Below are 20,809 nucleotides of genomic sequence, written 5' to 3'. Positions count from 1 at the left end.
CGGATAATTACCGTACAGAGCAAGAAGCCATTTATTGTTTGAAGGATAGACCGCGCTCCTCAGCCTGTAACACACACCAGGCAGGTTCCAGTTCTCATAGCAGCGCCGAATCGAAACCAAGTCAGGCAACAACACCCTTCTACCCCACTTTCTAACACAATGGTAAAACGGTGTTGGACATGCCCCGTCCACGTGAACACAACCTAACTGGTGTCCAAGCCCATACCGTTGTCCCCTTCAGACACACTTACTAAAGCAGGTTCGATTGTAAGAATCCGCGACGGCACTAGGTAACAACCACGATCAAAAAGCAAAGGAACCGAAAGCCGAGCAGTTATCTGATAGACAGCATTTTTAACATTAGATTTGTTGGCGTTGAGCCGCTGCTTTTCCGAGAGAAAATCGACAACATTGCGGCCGGTGGGCGTGAGTAGGTGTTTGTGTTTTGCAACGGTTTGGCGGGAAAGTCCTGAAGCTTCTGCAACTGCCTTCTGTGTCAGTGCAACTCCCTGAGCTTCGAGATTGGTGACGGCTGTGCGAATCTTCTCCTCGGTTTTCTTGACGCGCTCTTTGTGCGTGTACCTGGCTGCTAAACGCTGCTTTTCTGGAAGCGGCATTGCGCGGTCTAACAGCATGGTGCCACGAGCGCAATCGGCGGCGCCGTAATACTTTGACCAGGTCCAGCGAGTAATTGACTTTACCGTCGCACGAACCTGGCTCTGGCGAAGCTTGCTCGATTTGTAGTGACGCCCGGAAAACCGATTTTTGCTCCGTGCGTACTGCTCTACCCTCTTTATAAAAGAGCTTTCAGAGCCCTGTTCGCGTTCCTGCCGCACGATCGCGTAGGCATAAAATCGAACCTGTTCGAACAACGTGCAATGTCGAGAATGGCTGACGGTTTCCAGGTCTGGAACACCTCGCCAGGGCGGCTCATATTCAAGCTCGCTCGCTGGCTGCAGCTCGCCAAGCGAATATTCGAAATTATGAAGCTCAGTAGTCTCCCACCAAGGGTGGCCTGGCGTCTTTGCCACAGGACCGCTGTATGCGAGATCCGCCCGTAACTTCTGTGCCAAGGAGCGATACACCGCTTTCATGAAATCAACCGGCTTCTGTCGAGCTCCTGGGCCGGAAAGAACCGGAGTGATCGCGTAGTAGAGGTGGGCACTGCTGGTTTTTGGGTTTCGCACGATCAGATTCGGGGGCGGCAATGCTGCGTCCTCCCAAATCATCGGATTATCATGGTCTAGATCGAAAACCAGCCAGGACACGACGTTCTTGCGATTGACCTGCATGTACGGCCAATTAACCGCATTAGCCCGCGGCTTAACGTAAGCTGCCGTTTTATTGTCGGAGCATCGACAAAGGTACGGCGCCTCGTTGAAGACACGAAATAAAGAGGAGCCTGGCTTCGAAAACGCCTCGTTCTCAGGCCTTTTATTAGGTGATGTCGCCACGCTGCATTTCCCTTTCCATGGGCAAACAGAGCGTGTAGAGAGGTGCTGTCGTCATTCTCTACCCTTATTTCTTGCAAAAGGGAGCTATGACGCGCTAATATGAAGGCTGTTCGTGTGGTCCTTCGTTTAGCGCGGAGCTCGCACATCAGGCACTCAAGTTGCAGCTTGGTGCCCATTTTTCTTGAAAGGCCCGATTTACCAGATCGGGCCTTTTCTTTTGCCTATTAGAAAATCATATTTAATTCCTGCTGAGGCTTGGATTCGGGCTCTACCAACCGAGGGATTCGGGAAACATCCGAACCCGTCTTTTCGTTTCGCCATCGATCATAATCTGCCTGCATCTCTAGCCATTTCACCGCTGGAACCCCGAAACCCGCTTCCAGGCGCAACGCCAAATCAACGGTTATATCGGCTTCACCCTTAATCAGACGGTAAAGAGTCATCCTTCCAATTTGGAGCGATTCGGCGGTCTGGCGCTTGCTCAATTCATGGCGCTCAACTTCGTGTCCCAGATGAATACCGGGGTGGATCGGGGCGGCGCTGTTCATTATTGCGGTTCCTCCGATGACAACCTTTCTGAAGTGTACCATACGCGATACACCGCGCAAGAATGTCTCAGAGAAACAACCCAAAGAAGGTTTGTCACAACCAGATGACGGCCCGCAGCAACCCAAAAACGGTGAAGAGCAACCCAATGACGGCCCTAAGCGCTTAGTTTTGTTGGCTCCATCACCGTGTTTAAACTGATTTCGCGAGCCCAATCTTTGACAACCTCGCAGGGCAGATTTCCGCCCTCCTCTGGCATGGTTGAAAGCACTTGATCAGCGAACAACTGATGGAGGCTCACAGCAATTGTTGAGCAGCGTCCAACTGGGAGCTCTATCTCTTCTCCAGGAAAGGCAATTGCCAGAATATTCAGTGCGATCGAATTCAGAACGTCGTTACTTCGGTTAGGCGTGCTAAACGATACCGAGGGATCCACCGAGACCGCTTGATAAAAATTGGTGGTGAACCCGCCCGTCTTCGCGTCCCGAAGACAGACAAACAGCGAGGTTGATACTGCGCGTCCTTTCGTCAGTGCAATCATCTTCATGCTTCCTTCAATATATGTCCGTATATACTGGAGAAGTCTATGTTACGGATTGTAAAGTGTCTGTAGTAAGAAACAGGCAAATCCTGCCTTAAAAAACCTACAGCGTTTTATCTCTCAGCCGGTGGCTCAGTAGAAAAATCCCGTTACGTGACTCCACACCGAGCTTTTCACAGAGGCGATTCACATAGGAACTAACGGTTTGCTGTTTCACTCCCAAAAAGTCACATATTTCCTTATTCGTCATGCCATCCCAAATCAGTTTTAGGGTTTGGCTTTCCCGCTGTGAAAGGGTATCCAAGGTGCTTTCACTGGACGACTTGGAGCTCGACAAAATACCCCCGGTCGCACCTCTGCCAACTCTGGTAATCAGGTGGAGAGCCTCGTCAAATCCTCGATGAAGGTCAATGTAACCAGCACAACCTTTCATTATCAGCACTTCAGGCGCCGACACTATGCCAATCACAATTATGTGTACGCCGGGAAAGCTAGCCATGATTTTCCGAATGTCTCTGAAACAAGATTGTTTGAGAAGATCGGCATCAACCAGGACTAAATCGGTCTCTTCCACGCTTTCCCAGAGTTCCACCAGCGATTCAACTTGGTTCGAAACGTAAAAGTCCGGTAGCTTGTTGATGCTGGAGCTAAACGCATCTGCAAGTATGCGAAAGGGATAGACGATAGTGACGCTTACATAGCCCATGTCGCCCTCCCTGATTCGGGCCCCATCAGGAGATCCCCTTTGAACCTTGCGTTGTCTGGCACCAGGAGTAGGCTGCCACCCAGCGGTTGGAGCTCCTGGATAACCAAAAGAAGAAGAGCGTTTCGCCGTATGGTTTTAGGATCCCGGTCACCACACGGATCAAAAATGCTGTCCCCAAAAGGGGCGCCAGCATCAAAAGACAGAGATATCGTCCCGTTCGCGTGGCACTGTTTGAAAAAACTACTTCCCTGCCCTTCTGGGCATGCTTTGAGTAGCATCCACCAGTAAAAAAGCGCGCGTCGGCATGGATCGTTAAACTCTGACCCGAGCAACATCAAAGATTCGATGGATGAAAGAAAGTCGAGGATCAGCTCCTGTTCAGATGACGAATCTATCAGCAGCAAATCAGACCAATCGAATGGCCTGAAGAAGGCAGAAAGCTCCAAGGCCTGATAAAAAGAAGTTTGTACCGTGGAATTGAAACCCAAGGCCTCGCACATTTGTGCAACGCCTGAGATCCTGGACTTTTGAATAGATGACCAGCGATCGTTCCCCGCCGCAATACGCCGCAGCTCTCGGCTTCGCGCCTGCAGAAGTCTACCGTATGCCTTTACTATAAAATCTCGGACCTCGGCCGGATCCCAAGGCTTTTCAAGGTATCCGTCAATACCCGCCTCATTCACACAAATTTGAAGTGGGCCCACATCCGCATAGGCCGTCATAACCAGCCTGCGTATTGGCGGATAGCGCTTGCTAACCTCTTTTAAAACCTCGTCGCCAGTCATCCCAGGCATGCGTTGATCACTGATCAATACGTCAAACTGTTCACCGGCGTCCAGCGCGGTCAGCAACTCACTCCCTTCAAGAAAGGTCTTAATGTGAAAGTGCTCACCAAACTCCCATTGGAAAGCTCGCAAAGTTCTTGGTTCGTCATCAACAAAGGCCACTCTAATCTGAGGGGTGCTCATACGGCAGGCCCCTCCACCATACGTTGAGCCGCCATAAGCGCGGAGTCTCGGAATAACTCTTTAATGGCTTTTGAGAGGCTGGCCAAATCAGAAATTCGAACCACACCGATCTGATTAACCGCGAGCTTGATCGCACCGGCAGACGGGTTTTCCGCGAGCAGTATTCGGTGTGTCGAAGTTTGGATCTGAGCAGGGTTCTTGAGCCAGGCTAAAGGCGGCTCATGCAGTATAAGGATCGCGCCGACCGGAAATGACGGTAGCGGTTGGCCATAGGAGTGAAAAATGACGTCGTCGCCAGGGAAGTGACGACCGATCACATCAGGTTGCCCTGAAATACAGTGAATCACGCACAGTCCTTGTGGTGTTGGACGGTTTAGGGCTTCCATTTTTCTGCATCAGCAAAGTTAAATCTGCTGACTAGTGCCCATTTCAGCGATATGTTGTCCCGAATTGTGGCTCCGTGCCCGGAAATACCAATCGCTATCTAGTATTTTACACGCAAAGGATTTCAAAGGAAGATTTGGATATGGCGCCTCTGCCCCCAAGGGAAATAGCGATCAATGGTTTCAGATGCCTTGCATTCAATGAGAACGCGCCAGGCACGCCCGTTGTATTAATTCATGGTCTTCTTTGTTCTATTTATTTTTGGTGGCCTTCCCACCTATCTGTATTCGGCGACCGCCCAATCTTCGTCATTGGTTTGCCTGGTCACTATCCATCGGCCTCACTTGGCCCTTCATCAAAACTGTCTGCTGATAGTCTTGCCAGTTCGGTACTTGAACAAATTAACCAGCTACTTGGATCCACGACATCGTTTATCCTGGTAGGACACTCAACAGGCGCACATGCTGCGATAGCGGCCGCAGCCGTGGTGCCCGATCGAGTTCGAGGTCTCGTATCAATAGGTGGAGCAGTAACCGGAAAGGAAGAAGGCGGCATCTACGCTGCTTTTCAATGGATGGCAAACAAGCTGGGCGGTTTAGGCCGAGCTTTGATTTCACCAGCGTTGCGGGTCAGCTCCCTAACTTTGGGCGTTCACAAACTGTTCATTGGTGATGTACTGGCAGAGCCCAAAAGCGTCATCAATCGACCCGACTTTCAAGCCTACTTGCCCTACTATTTCCCCGCTCTTCAGAAAATCAGCGGCGTATCCATGGGCATCTATTTTAGAGACTTGGCCAACATGGACCTCAGCCACATCATTCCGAGCATTCAATGTCCAGTGTTGGTAATGTGTGGCAACCGCGACCCGTATGTGTCCCTAGAACGAACTAAAGAGCTTTCAGATCTATTCCCCAACAGTAGTCTGGCGCTCATTGATGGGAGTGGGCACATGCCGATGTTTGAAAACTGGCCTCAATACCAGTCCGCTATTGAATCCTTTATGGCCAGGGTGGGCCAAAGTAATGCTCAAGTCGCTCACGCGTAGCCTCACGCAGTTCAGCCCTGCTTTCGGTGATGTATCCCACTTAGAGCATTATCGCCCCGCTTATAAACAGAAAAACCTGGCTGATCGAGCTTACCTCAATCGAATTGGCTGCCTGATCTCGATTGTGATCGTAACTCTCGGCATCCCTCTGGATTACGTTGTTTACCCTGAGCAGTTTGTGCAGTTTGCGTTCCTGCGTGTCGCAGAAGTCGCTTTTCTTATGGCGATGTACTGCATTACCACCTTGCCATCCGTGAAGCCCTATCTATTCCTGGTCACAACAGCCTTCACTTCATCGGTTATTTTAACGGTAGTGATCATTATCTATCAGACTGATGGAGCGACTTCGACCTACTATGCCGGCATCAATCTTGTGTTGCTCGGCATCGGATTTATGTTGGGGCTCTCATTCAAAGAAGCGCTGTTCTACACCTGTTTAACCCTTGCAAGCTATTTGGCTGTAAGCGCAGCCTCCGGAATCCCTGACGGTGCTTGGCGCATCGTGATTAATAACTCTTACTTCATATTTCTCACCGGTGTAGTTGCCAACATTGCTGCTTACTTTTCAGAGCGAGAGCGTTTTTATACGTTTTGCCAAGAGCAGGAAATTCAGCGGAAGAATTCCGAGCTAAAGGAAATGGATCGCCTGAAAACAGAATTCCTTGCTAACGTCTCCCACGAGCTCCGCACGCCCCTTACAGTCATCGTTGGTCCTGCTAAACACCTGCTGGAAAACGAGGGCAACCAACTGTCCGAGCATTCCCGCGAGGTTATCGAGCGAATCGTCAGAAATGGCTCCCGATTGATTAAGCTGGTGAATGATGTTCTTGAAGTGATGAGCTTTGAGTCCGGAAAAAAGCACGCGAAACTCTCACCAATAGCCTTTGATCGCGTCGTTAAATCCACGGCGGACCAACTCTCGGCTCTATTCCACTCTCAAAGTGGGCGGAAACTCCAAGTAAACATTGGTGATGAGGTCATTCCCGTGATGGGCAGTGAAATGCAGCTGGAGCGTGTCTGCTTTAACCTCATACAGAACGCCTACAAGTTTTCGCCAGCAAAAAACGGAGAAGTCAGCGTGTCCCTGGTCAGGCAAGGGAGCAAGGCGGTGCTTACCGTGAAAGATAATGGCATTGGCATTGACCCGAAAGACCACAAAGTAATTTTTGAGAGATACCGTCAAGCCGACGGATCGCAGACCCGCCGGTACCACGGAACAGGCATAGGATTGGCCCTCGTTAGAGAGATCGTCTCAGCCCATGGCGGAAGCATCGATGTTTCCAGCAAACCCAATTTTGGAGCGACGTTTACTGTCTCCTTCCCTATTACAAACCAGGTGATCGATGAAACCTTCTCGACAGAGGATGAAAGAGTTGACCTCTTCCGAAGTGCAGAAGTTGACTGTCTCAACAGCTTCGAACAACGATCTGCCGTGAGCGCCGGCAATAAGCCATTGTGTCTCGTTGTCGATGATGAGCCAGATATGGCCGCCTATATCAGAACAGTGTTGGCGTCGGAATTCGAGGTACAGATCGCCGTTGACGCCTACGAGGGCCAGAAGCTGTTTGAGCAGACCAGGCCAAGCTGCGTGATCAGTGATCAGATGCTTCCTGGAATGAGTGGTGCAGAGTTTGTCGCCTGGTGCAGGCGCCAGCCGAATGGCCAAACAGTCCCGATCATTATGCTGACCGCTAAAAACGATCCACTAACAAAACAGGCGGCGATCGATGCGGGATCCGATGCATTTCTAGGAAAGCCGTTTGATGCAATCGCTCTCCGTAAATCGCTTGCCGACCTCATGAAAAGTTCGGATAGAGGCGTCATCGCCCGCCCGAAACTCGTGATCGTTGATGATGAGGACGATATCGCTGCAGTCCTAGTAGACCTCTTCCAAAGCAGCTACGACATTATTCGTGTTGCCGACGGGGGATCCGCGGTTGAAACCATACGTGAATGCCAACCCTCGGCTGTGCTTCTCGACCACATGCTGCCAGACAAAGATGGCATCCACATACTTACAGAGTTGAAAGCAAGCAAAGAGCTGCGATCAATCCCCGTAATACTTCTCACAGCGAACACAAAGAGCAATGTTAAAGAGCAGGCTCTAAAGCTTGGCGTTGATGACTTTTTATCAAAGCCGTTTTCTGGCCCAGAACTCACCACGCGCGTTTTCAATTTGGTGCAACGTACTCGCCTCGAAAGGCTGCTGGAAAGCAAAAACAGCGAACTCGAAAAGGCAATCTGCGAACTCAAAGCCAGTGAGGCTCAACTAATCCACTCAGAGCGCTGGAGAACACTCAACCACTTTGCCGGCGCACTCATCCATGAAATTGGGAACCCTCTGAATTACGCCCTGTCTGCTGCGCGTGTAGCCGCTAGCCACAGTGACGATGCCGTGCGGGTTGAAGCTTTGGCCGACGCCACAGAGGGGCTTCAACGCATTCAGCTAATGGTGCGCGAGCTTAGAGATTTCCTTGCCCCTACCGCAACGCCATCTTTAGAGCTGAGACCGATATCATTGGTGGAGGTAATTGCGCGGGCAGCAAAACTGAACGCAGATCGTATGAGCCAGGTGACGCTCTCTGTGAGGGACGTCGAAGTAGAGGTTGTGGCGTCTGACTCCGCGCTTATGCATGTTCTCGGGAATCTGATCGATAATGCCCTTTACGCCATTTTGGAGAAACCAGTGGCTGACCCCCGCATCGATATCCAGGGAGCAATTGATGAAGAAGGACGATTTGTAACCCTCTCAGTTTCCGACAATGGCCCAGGTGTCCCTGCACATCTTGGCTCACAAATCTTTGAGCCCTTCATCCACTCCAACAAATCAAGCGGCCTCGGCCTCGGCCTATCTATTTGCAAGACGCTAATCGATAAAATGGGTGGGCTTATCGTTCTGGAACCCACTGACCATGGGGCCACCTTTAAAATAACGCTGCCTCTCGCACATCAGAGCCAGCCATCCCCGCTACTTACTGCATTACCTGAGACCATCTAGCCTGCATGCCCTTTGGCGCTGGGTTGTATATCGCAAACGGATTAATTCATATAAAATTAATTGGTTTCGTACACAACTATAAATTCAATCGTAATTGATTGGATTGAATTCTCTAACCAGTTGCAGCACCGGACGCCGCCATGATTGCCACGCCGGTGTGCAAACAGTGAGGCAGTAGATGACGACCGCGAAAAAAGCTGAGAGAACCCTTCAACAAGTAAAAATGCCAGATGACCTTCACAGAGCAATCAAAATGAAGGCCGTGCAAGATGACGTTTTAATGCAAGAAGTGTTCGATGAAGCAATGGAGAAACTAATCGCGGACAGAAAAATCAAGAAGATCCAGTACCTTGCCTCCCCGCGCGAGGGCAAATCCAGATCCTTTTGGCTACGGGACTCTATACTTGCCGAAGTACAATCGGCGGCAGAGCAAGACGACGTGCCTGTAAACCGGGTCGAATACACTGCCCTGGTTCGCTTTTTCGAATAGCTCCCAAAATGTCAATTTCCTCGATAGTCTCGCAAAGTAACATTTTATTTTAGACATTTTCATATAATGCTATATAATTCCTGTTGATCCGTCGCGGCACGCCATGGACGGTGCCCATCAACTCACCAGGAAGCGACACCATTGGACACGCATGAGACTCTCAAGCAACTAAAGTTGGGTGAAGACACTCGATCTGCGTTGAAATCCTATGCTGCTCAAGAAGGGATTTTTTTAAAGCAACTCTACCGCGATGCCGTGAGTTGGTTTCTCGCATCAAACGACCCTGAATACCTTGCCTCTCCCCGCGACGGCGTCTATATCAGCATTTGGTTGCCGAACCCTATCGTCATGGAAGTGAAAACCCGAGCCGAAGAAGACAGTCAGCCGCAAAACCGCGTCATTTACACCTCCCTGGTGAAGTACCTCGCGAAGAAGTCGAAAAAAATCATATAAAACTATATACGAGCGTATAAACCTATCATATACTCCATCTGTGTAAGTCACCGCCTGTAGGTTGCACAGATTATATGAAAACGACTAACTCTATATTACTAGCGGCCGCACTCCTGAGCGGGATTACCACCCCCGCTCTGGCCAGCAAGCCCAAAAGCGAAGTGGTTTTCGATGAAGGCACTTGGGTCATTCTGGACCATGCTCGCCTCCCCAAGCCCAAGTTAGAAAAAATCGCGCGCGGTGTTCATATCGATCCTCGGCTCTTGCAGGAGCTGACCAAACCTCAATCACGGACGTCTTCCAAATGAAATGCTCTCGAATGATCTCGGCAATCCTTCTGATTGCGCTCTCAATCACAGCCCATGCAACGACCATCGAAGAGGTTAAGAACACCCTGGCTGCAAAGTTCACCAATTCTAAGATCCACGATGTCAGGCCTGGCCCTATCGATGGCCTTTACGAGGTGACGTTGAGCGGAGCCCAGGTGATTTACTTCTCGGCGGAAAATAATGCTCTGGTGTTCGGGGAGATTTATGACCTTGAAGGTCAATCGCTAACTGCAGAAGCCATTGCGCGAGCAAACCGCCTCCGGCTTGAAGACCTCCCTTATGACCAGGCGCTCGTTCTTGGCCCCGAGAACGGCGTTCCCATTATCGAGTTCACAGACCCGGATTGCCCCTATTGCCTTCGCTACGACGAATTCATACGCGATTCGGCAGTACCAGTTAAGCGCGTGATTTTCTTCATGACAGCGATTCATCCTCAAACCGCACCGGCCAAAGCCCAACACATCCTGTGTTCGGAAGACAAAGCCGCTGCCTTTGATGACATCTATTTGCGTCGAATCAAGCCTACAGCGACCTGTGACACCGGTGCTGAGCAGCTTCAGGTTCACGCCAACGTATCGAGTCAGTGGCGAGTTCAAGGAACACCGACACTGATCCTCGATGGGAGCCCTGTGACGGGCTTTAGGAAAGAGGTAATCGCCAATTACCTCGCCAACAAAACCAAGGAGAGTTAAAAATGAAAGTGTCTGCTTCTCAAACTGCTCACGCAGAACTGTCTCGCCTGAGCGCCATTGCCAAAGCCCGTTTTGGCTCATTCCGCTCCGCTGCCCCGGTAGCTGCCGTACCCATGCTCGTGCTGGGTTCGATGACTGCCAGCGCAATCACAGCTCCAGCTGCCGGTACCTTCGCATTTGACCTGTACGACGTGGCTGTAAACGACATGCTGAAAGGCCCTGTCGGGTTCGTCGGCGGCCTGGCTGCGATTGTTCTTTCAGCAGTCCAGATCACCAAGAACTGGATGCTTGCTGCCGGTGGCGTTCTGGGCGGTACCGCCATGATCAAGGCTGACAGCATCACAACTTCGCTTGGCATGATCATCTAAGCGAGCAATGACCGGAGGCCGACCATGAACGAATCACGACTACCGATTTACCTTCATCAGCCGCTTCAAGTCCTTTGGTTTGACGCGCATGAAATGGCGATCATCGTGATTTTTTATCTTGGCGCCGCCATCTTTGGTGGCCTCGCCTGGATAACGCTGTTCATTGGTCCGGCCCTCCTTATTCCTATGAAACGAAAACGCGCCCGAGGCTGGTTCAGCCATCTGGCCTATGCCAACGGGTTCTTTGAACTCAAAGGCTATCCCGTTCCCACTGCCACCAAATTTCACGAGTGACCCATGAAAAGTCTCTTCTCCAATCTGTTTGTCCAGGATTCGAGCAATGTCTTTGCCGAAAACCGGCTGCTCAAATTTGGGTTTGTGGCGGTGGTGATTTTTGCTGGTCTTCAGACAGCCACAATTTCATCGAAGCTAGATGAACAACGCGTTCACCTTATCCCCATTGGTGGGCAAGGCGACTTCGTTATATCAGGATCCACGGCATCTGATGATTACTTGCGCTCGATGAGTCGTTACATCGTTCATATGGCGGGCGACCTTTCAGCCGCCACTGCCAGAAGGCAGCTGAATGAGTTGTTGCCACTCATTCACCCCGACGAATACTCCCGTTATCGCGATCTATTTACCCGACTGGCAGATGGTATTGAGCGCTACCCGACAGTCTCCTATGTCGTTCAATGGCGCGGTAATCGAGACATTAAAAAAGTAGGCGACGACACCATTCACGTTGCTGGCGTGAAAAAGCGGATTGTTGGTGACTCGGTGACCAGCACGGAAAACGTCACCTACCAGATCTCTTATTCATTCGAGCAAGGAAGATTTTGGCTTACCGGCATCAAGGAGGTATCGAACGATGCTTAATAAACAATTTTTCAACGCGGCACTGGCCGTGATGTTAGTAAGCTTGCCGGCGCTTGCTCACACCCAGGTAGTGAAGCCTGATGTTGTCACACCAGTGGAAATGTCCAATCGAGACATCAACAGAGTTACCTGTGTCGACGGTGCAATTAACGATGCTTTTTTCTCTCAAGAGAAAGGGATCGTGGTTGAGAACAACGGGAATAATAGCTTCATCAAATTTCTGATTCAGGATGATGGGCTGCACCAGGAATATGTTTCAGCGCGATCCGAGTTCTATCTGGTTTGCGCCGGCGAGATTTACACCTTAATGGTGTCTCCAAAGGACATTCCCGGGCAAACAATCCGCCTTTCTACAGGCGCGAAAAACCGCATCAAAGGCAACCAGGAACTGCTCTCTCCCCTTCCCGATGAAGAGCGCGCAGTCTATCTGACTATGGCGGCCCTTGAGGACGACATCCCGGACAGCTTTTCGGTCAGCACAAACACGAACAGTGAATGGGTGTCCCGCATGACCGCCGGCAAGCCAAACACACAACTTGCGTTGCGCCGGACTATTCGAGTGGATGGGTTGGGGCTTTCCTTAAAAGAGTTTTTGGTCAGAACCAGCACCACGACCACCTTCAGCGAGACGGATTTCCTGAGCTCGGCCATTGGCGAATCGATCTTTGCGGTAACCATGGATCCGCTGAGCTTGGAACCTGGCCAAGTAGGCCGTTTGTTTGTGGTCTCTAAGGAGGGCTTCTGATGAAGACTTGGTGGAATGGCCTCGGAGCCGAAGACAGACTCAAGTACCGGAAATATAGCATTGCCGCTGGTTTCCTCGCTCTCTTGCTGTTCGTTTACTATGCCTCCGGTCAAGACGAAAAAGAGCCAGTCAAAGAGGTTGAAACGACAGACCTATCTCTAGGTGCCGATCTCCTGGAAGACGACATCCGTGCAAAAGTAGACAAGGATTTGAAGCACGTCGGCGAGACACTTGCCGAAATGGAGCGTCGACAACGCCAATATGACTCTCTGCTTGCGGCGCTTGAGACCTCTCAGAACGATTTGAAGCGGCAGGGTCAGGGTGAAGAAACCGGAAAAGAGGAAATGGTGAATCCCCTTTCCGACTTCGAAGCCCCGGAAGCCGGAGGCGAAGTATCTTATCCGGAGCCTCCAACCTATGTTCCCAGTTATAGCGCGTCCGAATCCTCCCTCAACGATATTCCGGTTGAAGCGAGAATTGTCGGCGGTATTGGCCGTGCCCCTGGTGCCGACTTTCAACCGGAGACAGTTTCAAAAAAAAAGAATTCGATCTACATGCCACCCAGCCACATGCCTGCAATTCTGCTGACTGGTATTCGTGCCCTTACTTCGGAACTAGGTGACGCAAACCCTGAGCCTGTAATGCTTCGGGTTCAGGCGCCGGCGGTGCTTCCAAACAGTGTCAAAGCCAACCTGAAAGGCTGCTTTGTCATCGCCAATGCGACGGCAAATCTCGCTCAGGAGCGTGTAAACCTTCAGTTGGTCAGTCTTTCCTGCATGAGCCTGGATGGAACAGCGGTCATTGATCAGCCAGTTCAGGGGTTCGTCGCTGACAGTGACGGCGTGCGCGGGCTTACCGGTCCAGTTGTTTCAAAGATGGGCGCTCATGTAATGCGGATGATCGTCGCAGGCCTCTTCGAGGGAGCAGGAAACGGCATTGCGGGTGCGGCTGCTACAACCTCGACTTCGGCGCTTGGAACAACACAAATCGTCGACACAGACTCAATCGTTCAATCCGCCGGCGGTCAAGCTCTCAAGTCTGGCTCTGAAGCCGTCCAAAAACTGTTTTTGGATCTCGCAAAACAAACCGTTCCCATCATTGAGGTCGGCGCAGCCAAAAGGCTGACCGTGGTCATCCAGAAAGGAACGGATCTCAGCATTATGGAGAAAGGCTAATGAAAAAATTTACTCTGCTGTTAGCGGTTAGCCTCTTGGGCGGCTGTTCTCTGGTGCCTTATGAAAACGAGTTCTCCTGCAACCTACAGGACAACTTTGGAAAATGTATCTCTGTCGAAGATGCTTATGAGGAGGCGGTGACGGGGGTAGAAAAGTATCCGCACATGACCAGGGCGTCCGAGCAAGCGCGGCAAGCCAGAGCGGAGCGAAAAAACAAGTTGGCTGGATCCCAGCGTGTAAAGGAGCAACCAATCGCTGTGTCGACATCCTATGACGCGCCGACGCCCTCTCACACAGAAGATCCTTCTTTTGCGCCCCCTCAGTCAGCATACAGCGGCTACCGCGACCAGGTTTATGATCAGCTTGGAACCATGATTCAGGCGCCTCGGACGCCTATGATCAAACCTCCGCGATCAGTCCGCACCATGATTCTTCCCTACTCCAGTGAACTGAAACGCAACCGGCTATACATGCCCCGATTCGTCTACAGCATTGTCGAGGAACCGCGTTTCGTTATGGGCCAATACCTTTATAAGAAGCCGGAGCTTACTGACTCTCTGATTGACCAGGTGCAAGGGAGCAACCAATGACCGCTGAAGAGAAAGTAGGCCCCCTCTCAAGAATCTGGTCGTTGATCGTTGGCGACAATGGCGGCATCACGCACAGGGACCTTGAGCAAGAGCTTCGCCGAAACAAATTTTCTGACTTTTTACCATGGGTAAGTTTCGATGAAGAGCTGGGCGCCTTCCAGACCCTGGATAACCGCTACGGCTACCTTTTCGAGATCTGCCCTCTCACCTTTTTGGGCGGGCGTGACCTTAAACAATTAGAAACGTTTTTATCGGTCACCTACCCGAAAAGAACCCAGATCCAAATCATGCTGGCGCCTGATCACAATGTGAACGGCATCCTTCAGGCCTATTCGCGCAACAAACAGCGCCGAACACCTCTGCTCCAGAAATCCATCGAGCAATACACCAGCTTCCTAAAAGCCGGCACAAAGGGAATGCGGTGCTATCACGGCATTCCCGTTCGAAATTGGCGAGCGTTTGTCTGCATCAAGACTGTGAAACCTCTATCAAGTGAAGTGCTGTCGATCGCTGAAGAAACCTTGCAAGCCGCCCATCTTGCGCCAGCGCGGATGGGGGCAAATCATCTAGTTGCCTGGGCACGGCAGTTTTTCAACGATGCCGACGCCGATCCGAACGGCAATGTTGATTCCCGCCTTCCGCTGCGAAAGCAGATCATCAATGCTGAAACCAAAATTGAGTTCTCAGGTGGCGAAAAACCCTTTCGCTTGGGCAAGCGCTTTGGTCGAGTGATTACGCCAAAGGTTAACGCAAAATCCATCGATACCTTCACCACCAACACCCTGACCGGTGGCGTAATGGGCGCACCGGATGATCCCGATCAGATAACCACGCCTTTTATTTTCAGCCTGAACATTGTTTTCGAAGACATAAAAACCTCTCTGCACCAAAAGGCCAGCGCCACCATGGCGCAAAAAGGCACAGGCTCTTTTGCAAAGGCCATTCAGAAAAGAACTGAGGAGTTTAGCTGGGCTCTGGACAAGCTCGAATCGGAACGGTTTATGACAATCATTCCATCCTTGGTCATCCTCGGAGATACCGAAGCTGAATGCATTGATTCGGTGTCGCGCGCCCGTCGACTCTGGGAATCCAAAGATTTCGTGATGCAGGAAGAATCGGTGCTTGAGAAACCGATGCTGATTGCCTCATTGCCGTTCGGTCTCTATGACATCGATAAAAACATCGGCTTGCTAGACCGACATTTCTACGCGCCACTGAGCGCCGTGGCTCGTTTCATGCCCATTCAAGGCGATTTTCGAGGATCCAGCGACCCCGCCCTACTCTACGTCGGGCGCAAAGGGCAGCTGGTCGGCATGGACGTGTTCGACAAGCGAGCACCCAACCATAACTTCCTCATTGCCGCCGGTTCGGGTGCGGGCAAGTCCTACACGCTCAACGATCTCTGCAAAAACTATTACGCTGCAGGCTCATTGGTTCGAGTAACCGACATTGGTTACAGCCTTCAGAAGCAATGCGATATGGTCGGCGGCCGGTTTATGGATTTCGGCAAAGAGCGGATCACGATCAATCCGTTCAACACCAACTCCAAGGATGAGGATGACCGAAACGCGGACCTCATGACCACCGCCAACATCCTCGCTGAAATGGCATATTCCGCTTCTCGCCAAGCGCTGCACGAAACGGAATGGACGTTGATCAAGGAAGCCGTTCGTTGGACTGCAGACCGCGGCGACATCGTCAACGGAATCGATGCTGTTCAACACTACTTGAAGTCTTATCCAAAACTCGCCTCTGACCAGGGCGAACCGCTGCCTAGTGCGGTCTCCAAGGCTCACGAACTCTCCTTCAACCTGCACGATTTCACGACGAAAGGCGTGTACGGGCGTTTTTTCAATGGCGCCGGCGGATTCGATATTTCGAACGATGGTTTCGTAGTCCTGGAGCTTGAAAAGCTTTCAGGTCAAGCCGAGCTGTTCAACGTGGTGATTATGCAGGTGATGAACTCGGTCACCCAGGATCTTTACCTTTCCGATCGCTCCGAACAACGCTTCGTGCTGTTCGAAGAGGCCTGGCGATACTTTTCAGATTCCCGGGGGGAGGAGAACAACCGACTCGGCAACCTGATTGAAGAGGGCTATCGCCGCGCCCGCAAGTACTCCGGGGCCTTTGGCATTGTTACGCAGAGTCCGCTGGATCTCCGGAAATTCGGCCCTGTCGGACAGGTCATCAAGAATAACGCTGCATTCAAGTTTTACCTTGAATGCGAGGACTACGCGAAGGCTGTAGATGAAGGGGTTCTCGACTACGAGGGCCTGGCTGTCGATCTCCTGACCTCCGTAAAAGCCAACAAACCCAAATACTCTGAGATCTTCTTTGATACGCCGTTTGGCCGGGGTATCGGCAGGCTGTCTGTGGATCCCTGGAATCACTGGATCGCAACGTCCGACGGCAAGGAGGTTGCCAAATATAACGCACTGATTGCTCAGGGTATGACGCCAGCTCAGGCGGTGTCCAAACTATCCGGAGTGCCACTTTAATGGATCGCTGGATTCTGCTCGTCCTCATAGGACTTTTACCGGGATTTGTATCGGCAGATCCGGCATCCGTCACTGAGGCCGAGACCACTGTGGGCAATGCTAGAAGCAGCTACGGAAGCGCCGAAGCCATCCAACAGAACTTCACTACACCTCTGATGTCTGCCGACGCCATGAAGACGTTCGATGACCAGAGCTTCGATGCCAATTTGGGCTGCAGCGGCTCTCAGAAGTTTTTGGAAATATTCGTTGCACCCTCGGCCAGCGGTGACATTGGCACCTTGACGGTCTCTCAAGATAGCGACCTGGACGGCACGATTGATCGGGTATTTACACCAGGGGTTCCGGTGTCCGGTGTATGTGCAAACGGAGCTGTTTCGTGTAACGCAGGGACCTGGGACAACTGCTCGGGACTGTCTTGGGTGGTGAACGGCTCAGGCGAAATCGGCATGACCCCGATTCCCCTAAACAAGCTGGGCGGGTGCTATTGCGTGAATAACTCATGCGGGACTGGCCTAGTTATGAGCAACTTGGACAAAGTCCTTAATGATTTGGGGGGAGGCGCAACCGGTGCGCTGACATCGCAAATGGACTATCTCACGGTTTCCGAAGTGGGTGTGACCGGACCGATGATTAAGTTTTACGCACAGAAGGCCGGTGACTGCGCTGCGGGCTCGCCAATGCTGAAAGCCTACAACAGCACGCCGGGTAACCTCGCCAGCGATGCTTTCTCCGCCTCTGCCGCTGATCCGGAATTTAATTTGATTACGACATCTCCGGCCGCTACAGCGGACCCTGTCCAAATCAAAAGCTGCCAAATAACCCGGAACGTGCCAGTGGAAGAAGTCACACTGAACGACATCATTGAATATGCCGGCGGTTCTGGAAACATTTTTCCATGCGGCCCAGATTGCCTTCAGCTTTCATTAGGGCAAGTTGGCGACAACTATTGGGCGGGTAGCTGCAAAATGTATGAGCGCCAGGTTCAATTCAATGTCTTGGACCCAAGCCGGATTTTGGAAGCAAAAATCAACTACGCAAAATTCGATGACTGGATGCAGATCTACGCCGATGCCGACCTGCTTTGGAATGGCCCCTACGGAAACTGGACAGGTACCGGACGACCACCGGGCGCTTGCGAGCTCTCAACCAACTGGGTCCGCTCGCCAAATGTCGACTTTAAGAGTTATCTGACGGGTGGACCCGTCGACTTCAAAATTAGAGTGGAAGTTACGGGGAATGGCGAAGGCTACGCGCTCGCAAAAATAAAGGTCGATACCGACTGTAAACTCAAACCTGACACCATTTCAAACAGCTGTAGTGCATACCAAAGTGACCCTGAATGCACACTCATGGAAGAACAAGTGGACGGGGTTTGGACATATCAGAATTTCGTCAATACCGGTCTTACTCCGTTGCCGTCCACCCAAGTGATCAATGGTTCAACCTGCTCGTTTACACCTACACGCCCCTGGTGGCAAAAAACGCGCAAATATCGCTGTCAGGTCACCGGTACATACGATTTCGATGACGCCCTCGAACGGGCTGACAACGTTCAAGCCAGCACCACGAACACTGGCTATCAAGACTATTTGAAGCAGTCTAACGGTAGTGTTCTGACGCCGACAGAAAGCCTTTCTGTTCTGGAGGAGGTTTCAGTGCCTGCCTGCACACAGGCATGCAAGACCAGAAAGCCGCGCTTAGCAACTGACGCGGTTCAGAACGGCGTCGTGCAGGAGAACCGCACAGACCCCAATACCTTCGATTACTTCTTCCACGAGTGTTCCGCTGGCGTTTGTCCGGCTGGACCCGGAGAGACAGTCGTTCAGTCGTGTGGATGTCTTAATGAATTCGCAGAAGCCGCAGCAACATTGCAGGCCGTTCGCCAAGCATCAAGGGATACGATATGCAGTTCAGGCACAGCCAACCCGCTTTAATTGGACTTTTAAGCCTCTTTCTCCCTCTCGGCTCAGTTTATGCGGCCAACTGGTCCTGTGGCCAAGATCTCAATATGAATGGTGATCTTGGCCAACCAGGTGAGACGGCTTCATGTTTTGAATCGCCAAGCGGGGGAGCGCTATGTCCAATTTCCGCCGTTGACTGTAGCTCAAGTCAACAAATGGTCTGCACGAACCCGGTTGCTTTGAATTTTGATGTAAAAGTCGCTCGGCAATTCGGGTCCTTCACGGTCGGATTCGATCTCAAGACTGGTGCCGTAACATCAGGCCCCACTGGCTTGGTCGCACAGATCCCAACGCTCGATTTCGACAGCATTTGCACAAACAACAATCCGATCAGTGCTACTGGTTCCACAACTTGGGACGCCCCGAGCCTATCCGGTACCAACTTCCTGGGCACAACGCTTGTGAACCTAGTGACCGCCCCAAGCTGTGCAAACGGTTTAGTCGGCACAATCCAGATCACTGACAATTACACTGGGGGCCTCCCCTCACAAGCAGGCGGACAAGTTTCTTTCTCTACCACATCTGAAACCTGCGCCCTAGAAACCCAGCACGCCTGCCCTTTAGGTAACAGCTATTCCTGCATGGAAAACGCCGCCGGACAACAACAGTGCAGCCCCAATGCCTGTGTTGATCTGGCAACCCAAGTGCCGGTGGTCGACGACATCGATACTGGAATGTATCAGGACGATGGCACGACCGCAGCCGATGGAACCTGCCTGGGACAGATGATGATTTTTGCAGGTAGAGCAATGAGGTGTGATAAAGCAGGAGTATCTACCGCGTTTCAGAATTGCTGCAAAAACACAGGCAAAGTGCTTGCGGATGACACCGGCGACTCTGGTTCCCCGACCCAGATGATTACTTCAGTCTACGACTCAATTACGCAGGGTAAATCGGAGTATGAAGCTGCGTTGGCCGCCGGCGCACCTACGATGGTGGCGGCGAATGCGGCGGCCACGGTGGCTGGGGATGTCATGGCAAACTATGGCGTAGTCGTAGATCCAACGGCCATGGTCGGCGCTGTAATCGACTACTTCACACAGTCCTGCGATCAAACATCTACGGAAACGGGTGTTCTTAATGGCTCAGGGTTTTGCTACGAGATTGGAGAATACTGCCGGGAAGAATGGGAATTTGTTGGGTGCGTCCAAAAAGCAAAATCGTATTGCTGTTTCAATTCGAAAATGGGTCGCATCATCCATCAACAAGGCCGAGCGCAGCTCAACTCTGTGGCCGGCTTCGGTACCCCGGAAGCTCCGAACTGTCGCGGGCTGACACCCGAGGAGTTCCAATCAATCGACTTTTCTAAGATCGATTTCAGCGAATATTACGGTGACCTGGTACCAGACACCATGACTCAAATTGAAGGGAAGATTTCTAATGGTGTTACGGATTTTTATAACAGTAATCAGTAGCTGTCTTGCCGGATCCCTGATTGCCGCCGAATCCCACGTTCTTGGGCGCACCTATGAGATTGTTGAACCGGATGCACTGACTGAGATCCAGAGCAAGGTGGCTCAAGTTGATTGGGAAACAGTGATGAGTGACGGTGTTGCGCGCAATGCTGCCGCGCAAGCCGTGTCTCTGCCTCGCGCGCGGGAAGACCGCATTCGGTACCACATTCCTTATTACACGGCCGAATTCGATGTTAAGGACCAAAATGGGCAAATCATCTATCCAAAGGGATTCCAATTTAATCCCCTGGAGCATGTTCGTCTTCCCCAGCGGCTTATGTTTATCTCAAAAGATGACCTTGCCTGGGCACAGGATCACCTGAAATCCACGGATATGGTCATGATCACCTCAGGTGATTACCGGGCTATCGCCATGGCTTTGCAGCGCCCTGTTTTCATTCTTACCCCTCCTGTTCGCGACCGACTCTCACTGCAGTTTGTTCCATCGATCGTGACACAAGAGGGCAGCACCCTCCGAATCGAAGAACACTCAATCAATCTCTAATTTTCATATAGTGCTATATACTCACATA

Annotated in this window: 21 protein-coding genes; 15 read left to right on the top strand and 6 right to left on the bottom strand. The window is 51.5% G+C overall.

Annotation, left to right across the window (positions count from 1 at the left end; translation table 11 throughout):
- Positions 1 to 203 precede the first annotated feature (203 nt).
- From CLH62_RS20290 to CLH62_RS20265, 6 genes are all read right to left on the bottom strand, one after another.
- A complete protein-coding gene (locus CLH62_RS20290; protein WP_099619991.1) occupies positions 204 to 1,454 on the bottom strand; it encodes a replication initiation protein in 1,251 nt (416 codons plus the stop codon).
- A gap of 224 nt (positions 1,455 to 1,678) precedes the next feature.
- Positions 1,679 to 2,002, bottom strand: coding sequence for a HigA family addiction module antitoxin (locus tag CLH62_RS20285; RefSeq protein ID WP_158254302.1), 324 nt, complete (start codon positions 2,000 to 2,002; stop codon positions 1,679 to 1,681).
- A gap of 155 nt (positions 2,003 to 2,157) precedes the next feature.
- Positions 2,158 to 2,541 carry a hypothetical protein gene (locus CLH62_RS20280; RefSeq protein WP_091643599.1) on the bottom strand — a complete coding sequence of 128 codons (384 nt, stop codon included), beginning with the start codon at positions 2,539 to 2,541 and terminating at the stop codon, positions 2,158 to 2,160.
- A 103-nt stretch (positions 2,542 to 2,644) separates the two neighbouring features.
- Positions 2,645 to 3,247, bottom strand: coding sequence for a helix-turn-helix transcriptional regulator (locus tag CLH62_RS20275; protein ID WP_099619990.1), 603 nt, complete (start codon positions 3,245 to 3,247; stop codon positions 2,645 to 2,647).
- Positions 3,235 to 4,215 carry a response regulator gene (locus tag CLH62_RS20270; RefSeq protein ID WP_091643606.1) on the bottom strand — a complete coding sequence of 327 codons (981 nt, stop codon included), beginning with the start codon at positions 4,213 to 4,215 and terminating at the stop codon, positions 3,235 to 3,237. The genes CLH62_RS20275 and CLH62_RS20270 overlap by 13 nt, the downstream gene beginning before the upstream one ends.
- Positions 4,212 to 4,601 (bottom strand): hypothetical protein, encoded by a 390-nt coding sequence (locus CLH62_RS20265; RefSeq protein ID WP_143752393.1) that lies wholly within the window; start codon positions 4,599 to 4,601, stop codon positions 4,212 to 4,214. Before CLH62_RS20265 ends, CLH62_RS20270 begins: the two co-directional genes overlap by 4 nt.
- A 140-nt stretch (positions 4,602 to 4,741) precedes the next feature.
- On the opposite strand from CLH62_RS20265, the gene CLH62_RS20260 reads away from it, so the two are divergent.
- The 15 genes from CLH62_RS20260 to CLH62_RS20185 all read left to right on the top strand — a co-directional run bounded on the left by CLH62_RS20260 (position 4,742) and on the right by CLH62_RS20185 (position 20,781).
- Positions 4,742 to 5,644 carry an alpha/beta fold hydrolase gene (locus CLH62_RS20260; protein WP_099619988.1) on the top strand — a complete coding sequence of 301 codons (903 nt, stop codon included), beginning with the start codon at positions 4,742 to 4,744 and terminating at the stop codon, positions 5,642 to 5,644.
- Positions 5,622 to 8,642 carry an ATP-binding protein gene (locus tag CLH62_RS20255; RefSeq protein WP_170005835.1) on the top strand — a complete coding sequence of 1,007 codons (3,021 nt, stop codon included), beginning with the start codon at positions 5,622 to 5,624 and terminating at the stop codon, positions 8,640 to 8,642. Before CLH62_RS20260 ends, CLH62_RS20255 begins: the two co-directional genes overlap by 23 nt.
- Positions 8,643 to 8,820: 178 nt before the next feature.
- The gene (locus CLH62_RS20250) at positions 8,821 to 9,132 is read left to right on the top strand and encodes a hypothetical protein (RefSeq protein ID WP_091643616.1); all 312 of its coding nucleotides are present in this window, start codon (positions 8,821 to 8,823) and stop codon (positions 9,130 to 9,132) included.
- 141 nt (positions 9,133 to 9,273) lie between these two features.
- Positions 9,274 to 9,585 (top strand): hypothetical protein, encoded by a 312-nt coding sequence (locus tag CLH62_RS20245; RefSeq protein WP_091643619.1) that lies wholly within the window; start codon positions 9,274 to 9,276, stop codon positions 9,583 to 9,585.
- A gap of 319 nt (positions 9,586 to 9,904) precedes the next feature.
- Complete coding sequence (locus CLH62_RS20235; RefSeq protein ID WP_170005834.1) at positions 9,905 to 10,606, top strand: DsbC family protein; 702 nt, start codon at positions 9,905 to 9,907, stop codon at positions 10,604 to 10,606.
- A gap of 2 nt (positions 10,607 to 10,608) precedes the next feature.
- The gene (locus CLH62_RS20230; RefSeq protein WP_211285864.1) at positions 10,609 to 10,974 is read left to right on the top strand and encodes a hypothetical protein; all 366 of its coding nucleotides are present in this window, start codon (positions 10,609 to 10,611) and stop codon (positions 10,972 to 10,974) included.
- Positions 10,975 to 10,998: 24 nt separating this feature from the next.
- Complete coding sequence (locus CLH62_RS20225; RefSeq protein ID WP_091643629.1) at positions 10,999 to 11,268, top strand: type IV conjugative transfer system protein TraL; 270 nt, start codon at positions 10,999 to 11,001, stop codon at positions 11,266 to 11,268.
- 3 nt (positions 11,269 to 11,271) lie between these two features.
- Positions 11,272 to 11,853 carry a TraE/TraK family type IV conjugative transfer system protein gene (locus CLH62_RS20220; protein WP_091643631.1) on the top strand — a complete coding sequence of 194 codons (582 nt, stop codon included), beginning with the start codon at positions 11,272 to 11,274 and terminating at the stop codon, positions 11,851 to 11,853.
- Positions 11,846 to 12,598: a TraK domain-containing protein gene (locus CLH62_RS20215; RefSeq protein ID WP_091643634.1), complete on the top strand. Its 753-nt coding sequence runs from the start codon at positions 11,846 to 11,848 to the stop codon at positions 12,596 to 12,598. The genes CLH62_RS20220 and CLH62_RS20215 overlap by 8 nt, the downstream gene beginning before the upstream one ends.
- The gene (locus CLH62_RS20210; RefSeq protein ID WP_091643636.1) at positions 12,598 to 13,773 is read left to right on the top strand and encodes a TraB/VirB10 family protein; all 1,176 of its coding nucleotides are present in this window, start codon (positions 12,598 to 12,600) and stop codon (positions 13,771 to 13,773) included. The genes CLH62_RS20215 and CLH62_RS20210 overlap by 1 nt, the downstream gene beginning before the upstream one ends.
- Positions 13,773 to 14,363, top strand: a complete 591-nt coding sequence (locus tag CLH62_RS20205) for a TraV family lipoprotein (protein ID WP_091643639.1) — start codon at positions 13,773 to 13,775, stop codon at positions 14,361 to 14,363. The genes CLH62_RS20210 and CLH62_RS20205 overlap by 1 nt, the downstream gene beginning before the upstream one ends.
- Positions 14,360 to 16,861 carry a TraC family protein gene (locus CLH62_RS20200; protein ID WP_099619985.1) on the top strand — a complete coding sequence of 834 codons (2,502 nt, stop codon included), beginning with the start codon at positions 14,360 to 14,362 and terminating at the stop codon, positions 16,859 to 16,861. The genes CLH62_RS20205 and CLH62_RS20200 overlap by 4 nt, the downstream gene beginning before the upstream one ends.
- The gene (locus tag CLH62_RS20195; protein WP_099619984.1) at positions 16,861 to 18,795 is read left to right on the top strand and encodes a conjugal transfer protein TraN; all 1,935 of its coding nucleotides are present in this window, start codon (positions 16,861 to 16,863) and stop codon (positions 18,793 to 18,795) included. Before CLH62_RS20200 ends, CLH62_RS20195 begins: the two co-directional genes overlap by 1 nt.
- The gene (gene traN, locus CLH62_RS20190) at positions 18,765 to 20,237 is read left to right on the top strand and encodes a conjugal transfer protein TraN (protein WP_091643647.1); all 1,473 of its coding nucleotides are present in this window, start codon (positions 18,765 to 18,767) and stop codon (positions 20,235 to 20,237) included. The genes CLH62_RS20195 and traN overlap by 31 nt, the downstream gene beginning before the upstream one ends.
- Positions 20,203 to 20,781 (top strand): hypothetical protein, encoded by a 579-nt coding sequence (locus CLH62_RS20185; RefSeq protein WP_091643649.1) that lies wholly within the window; start codon positions 20,203 to 20,205, stop codon positions 20,779 to 20,781. The genes traN and CLH62_RS20185 overlap by 35 nt, the downstream gene beginning before the upstream one ends.
- Positions 20,782 to 20,809: the final 28 nt, after the last annotated feature.

The sequence above is a fragment of the Marinobacter guineae genome, assembly GCF_002744735.1.
GTDB lineage: Bacteria > Pseudomonadota > Gammaproteobacteria > Pseudomonadales > Oleiphilaceae > Marinobacter > Marinobacter guineae.
The sequence above is the reverse complement of the archived record's forward strand: the minus strand, read 5'-3'. Positions and strand labels throughout refer to the sequence as shown.

Coding starts and splice junctions, on each gene's coding strand:
- CLH62_RS20285 (WP_158254302.1), bottom strand. CDS start 2,002: ATGAACAGCGCCGCCCCGATCCACCCCGGTATTCATCTGGGACACGAA.
- CLH62_RS20280 (WP_091643599.1), bottom strand. CDS start 2,541: ATGATTGCACTGACGAAAGGACGCGCAGTATCAACCTCGCTGTTTGTC.
- CLH62_RS20275 (WP_099619990.1), bottom strand. CDS start 3,247: ATGGGCTATGTAAGCGTCACTATCGTCTATCCCTTTCGCATACTTGCA.
- CLH62_RS20270 (WP_091643606.1), bottom strand. CDS start 4,215: ATGAGCACCCCTCAGATTAGAGTGGCCTTTGTTGATGACGAACCAAGA.
- CLH62_RS20265 (WP_143752393.1), bottom strand. CDS start 4,601: ATGGAAGCCCTAAACCGTCCAACACCACAAGGACTGTGCGTGATTCAC.
- CLH62_RS20260 (WP_099619988.1), top strand. CDS start 4,742: ATGGCGCCTCTGCCCCCAAGGGAAATAGCGATCAATGGTTTCAGATGC.
- CLH62_RS20255 (WP_170005835.1), top strand. CDS start 5,622: ATGCTCAAGTCGCTCACGCGTAGCCTCACGCAGTTCAGCCCTGCTTTC.
- CLH62_RS20250 (WP_091643616.1), top strand. CDS start 8,821: ATGACGACCGCGAAAAAAGCTGAGAGAACCCTTCAACAAGTAAAAATG.
- CLH62_RS20235 (WP_170005834.1), top strand. CDS start 9,905: ATGATCTCGGCAATCCTTCTGATTGCGCTCTCAATCACAGCCCATGCA.
- CLH62_RS20230 (WP_211285864.1), top strand. CDS start 10,609: ATGAAAGTGTCTGCTTCTCAAACTGCTCACGCAGAACTGTCTCGCCTG.
- CLH62_RS20225 (WP_091643629.1), top strand. CDS start 10,999: ATGAACGAATCACGACTACCGATTTACCTTCATCAGCCGCTTCAAGTC.
- CLH62_RS20220 (WP_091643631.1), top strand. CDS start 11,272: ATGAAAAGTCTCTTCTCCAATCTGTTTGTCCAGGATTCGAGCAATGTC.
- CLH62_RS20215 (WP_091643634.1), top strand. CDS start 11,846: ATGCTTAATAAACAATTTTTCAACGCGGCACTGGCCGTGATGTTAGTA.
- CLH62_RS20210 (WP_091643636.1), top strand. CDS start 12,598: ATGAAGACTTGGTGGAATGGCCTCGGAGCCGAAGACAGACTCAAGTAC.
- CLH62_RS20205 (WP_091643639.1), top strand. CDS start 13,773: ATGAAAAAATTTACTCTGCTGTTAGCGGTTAGCCTCTTGGGCGGCTGT.
- CLH62_RS20200 (WP_099619985.1), top strand. CDS start 14,360: ATGACCGCTGAAGAGAAAGTAGGCCCCCTCTCAAGAATCTGGTCGTTG.
- CLH62_RS20195 (WP_099619984.1), top strand. CDS start 16,861: ATGGATCGCTGGATTCTGCTCGTCCTCATAGGACTTTTACCGGGATTT.
- traN (WP_091643647.1), top strand. CDS start 18,765: ATGCAGTTCAGGCACAGCCAACCCGCTTTAATTGGACTTTTAAGCCTC.
- CLH62_RS20185 (WP_091643649.1), top strand. CDS start 20,203: ATGGTGTTACGGATTTTTATAACAGTAATCAGTAGCTGTCTTGCCGGA.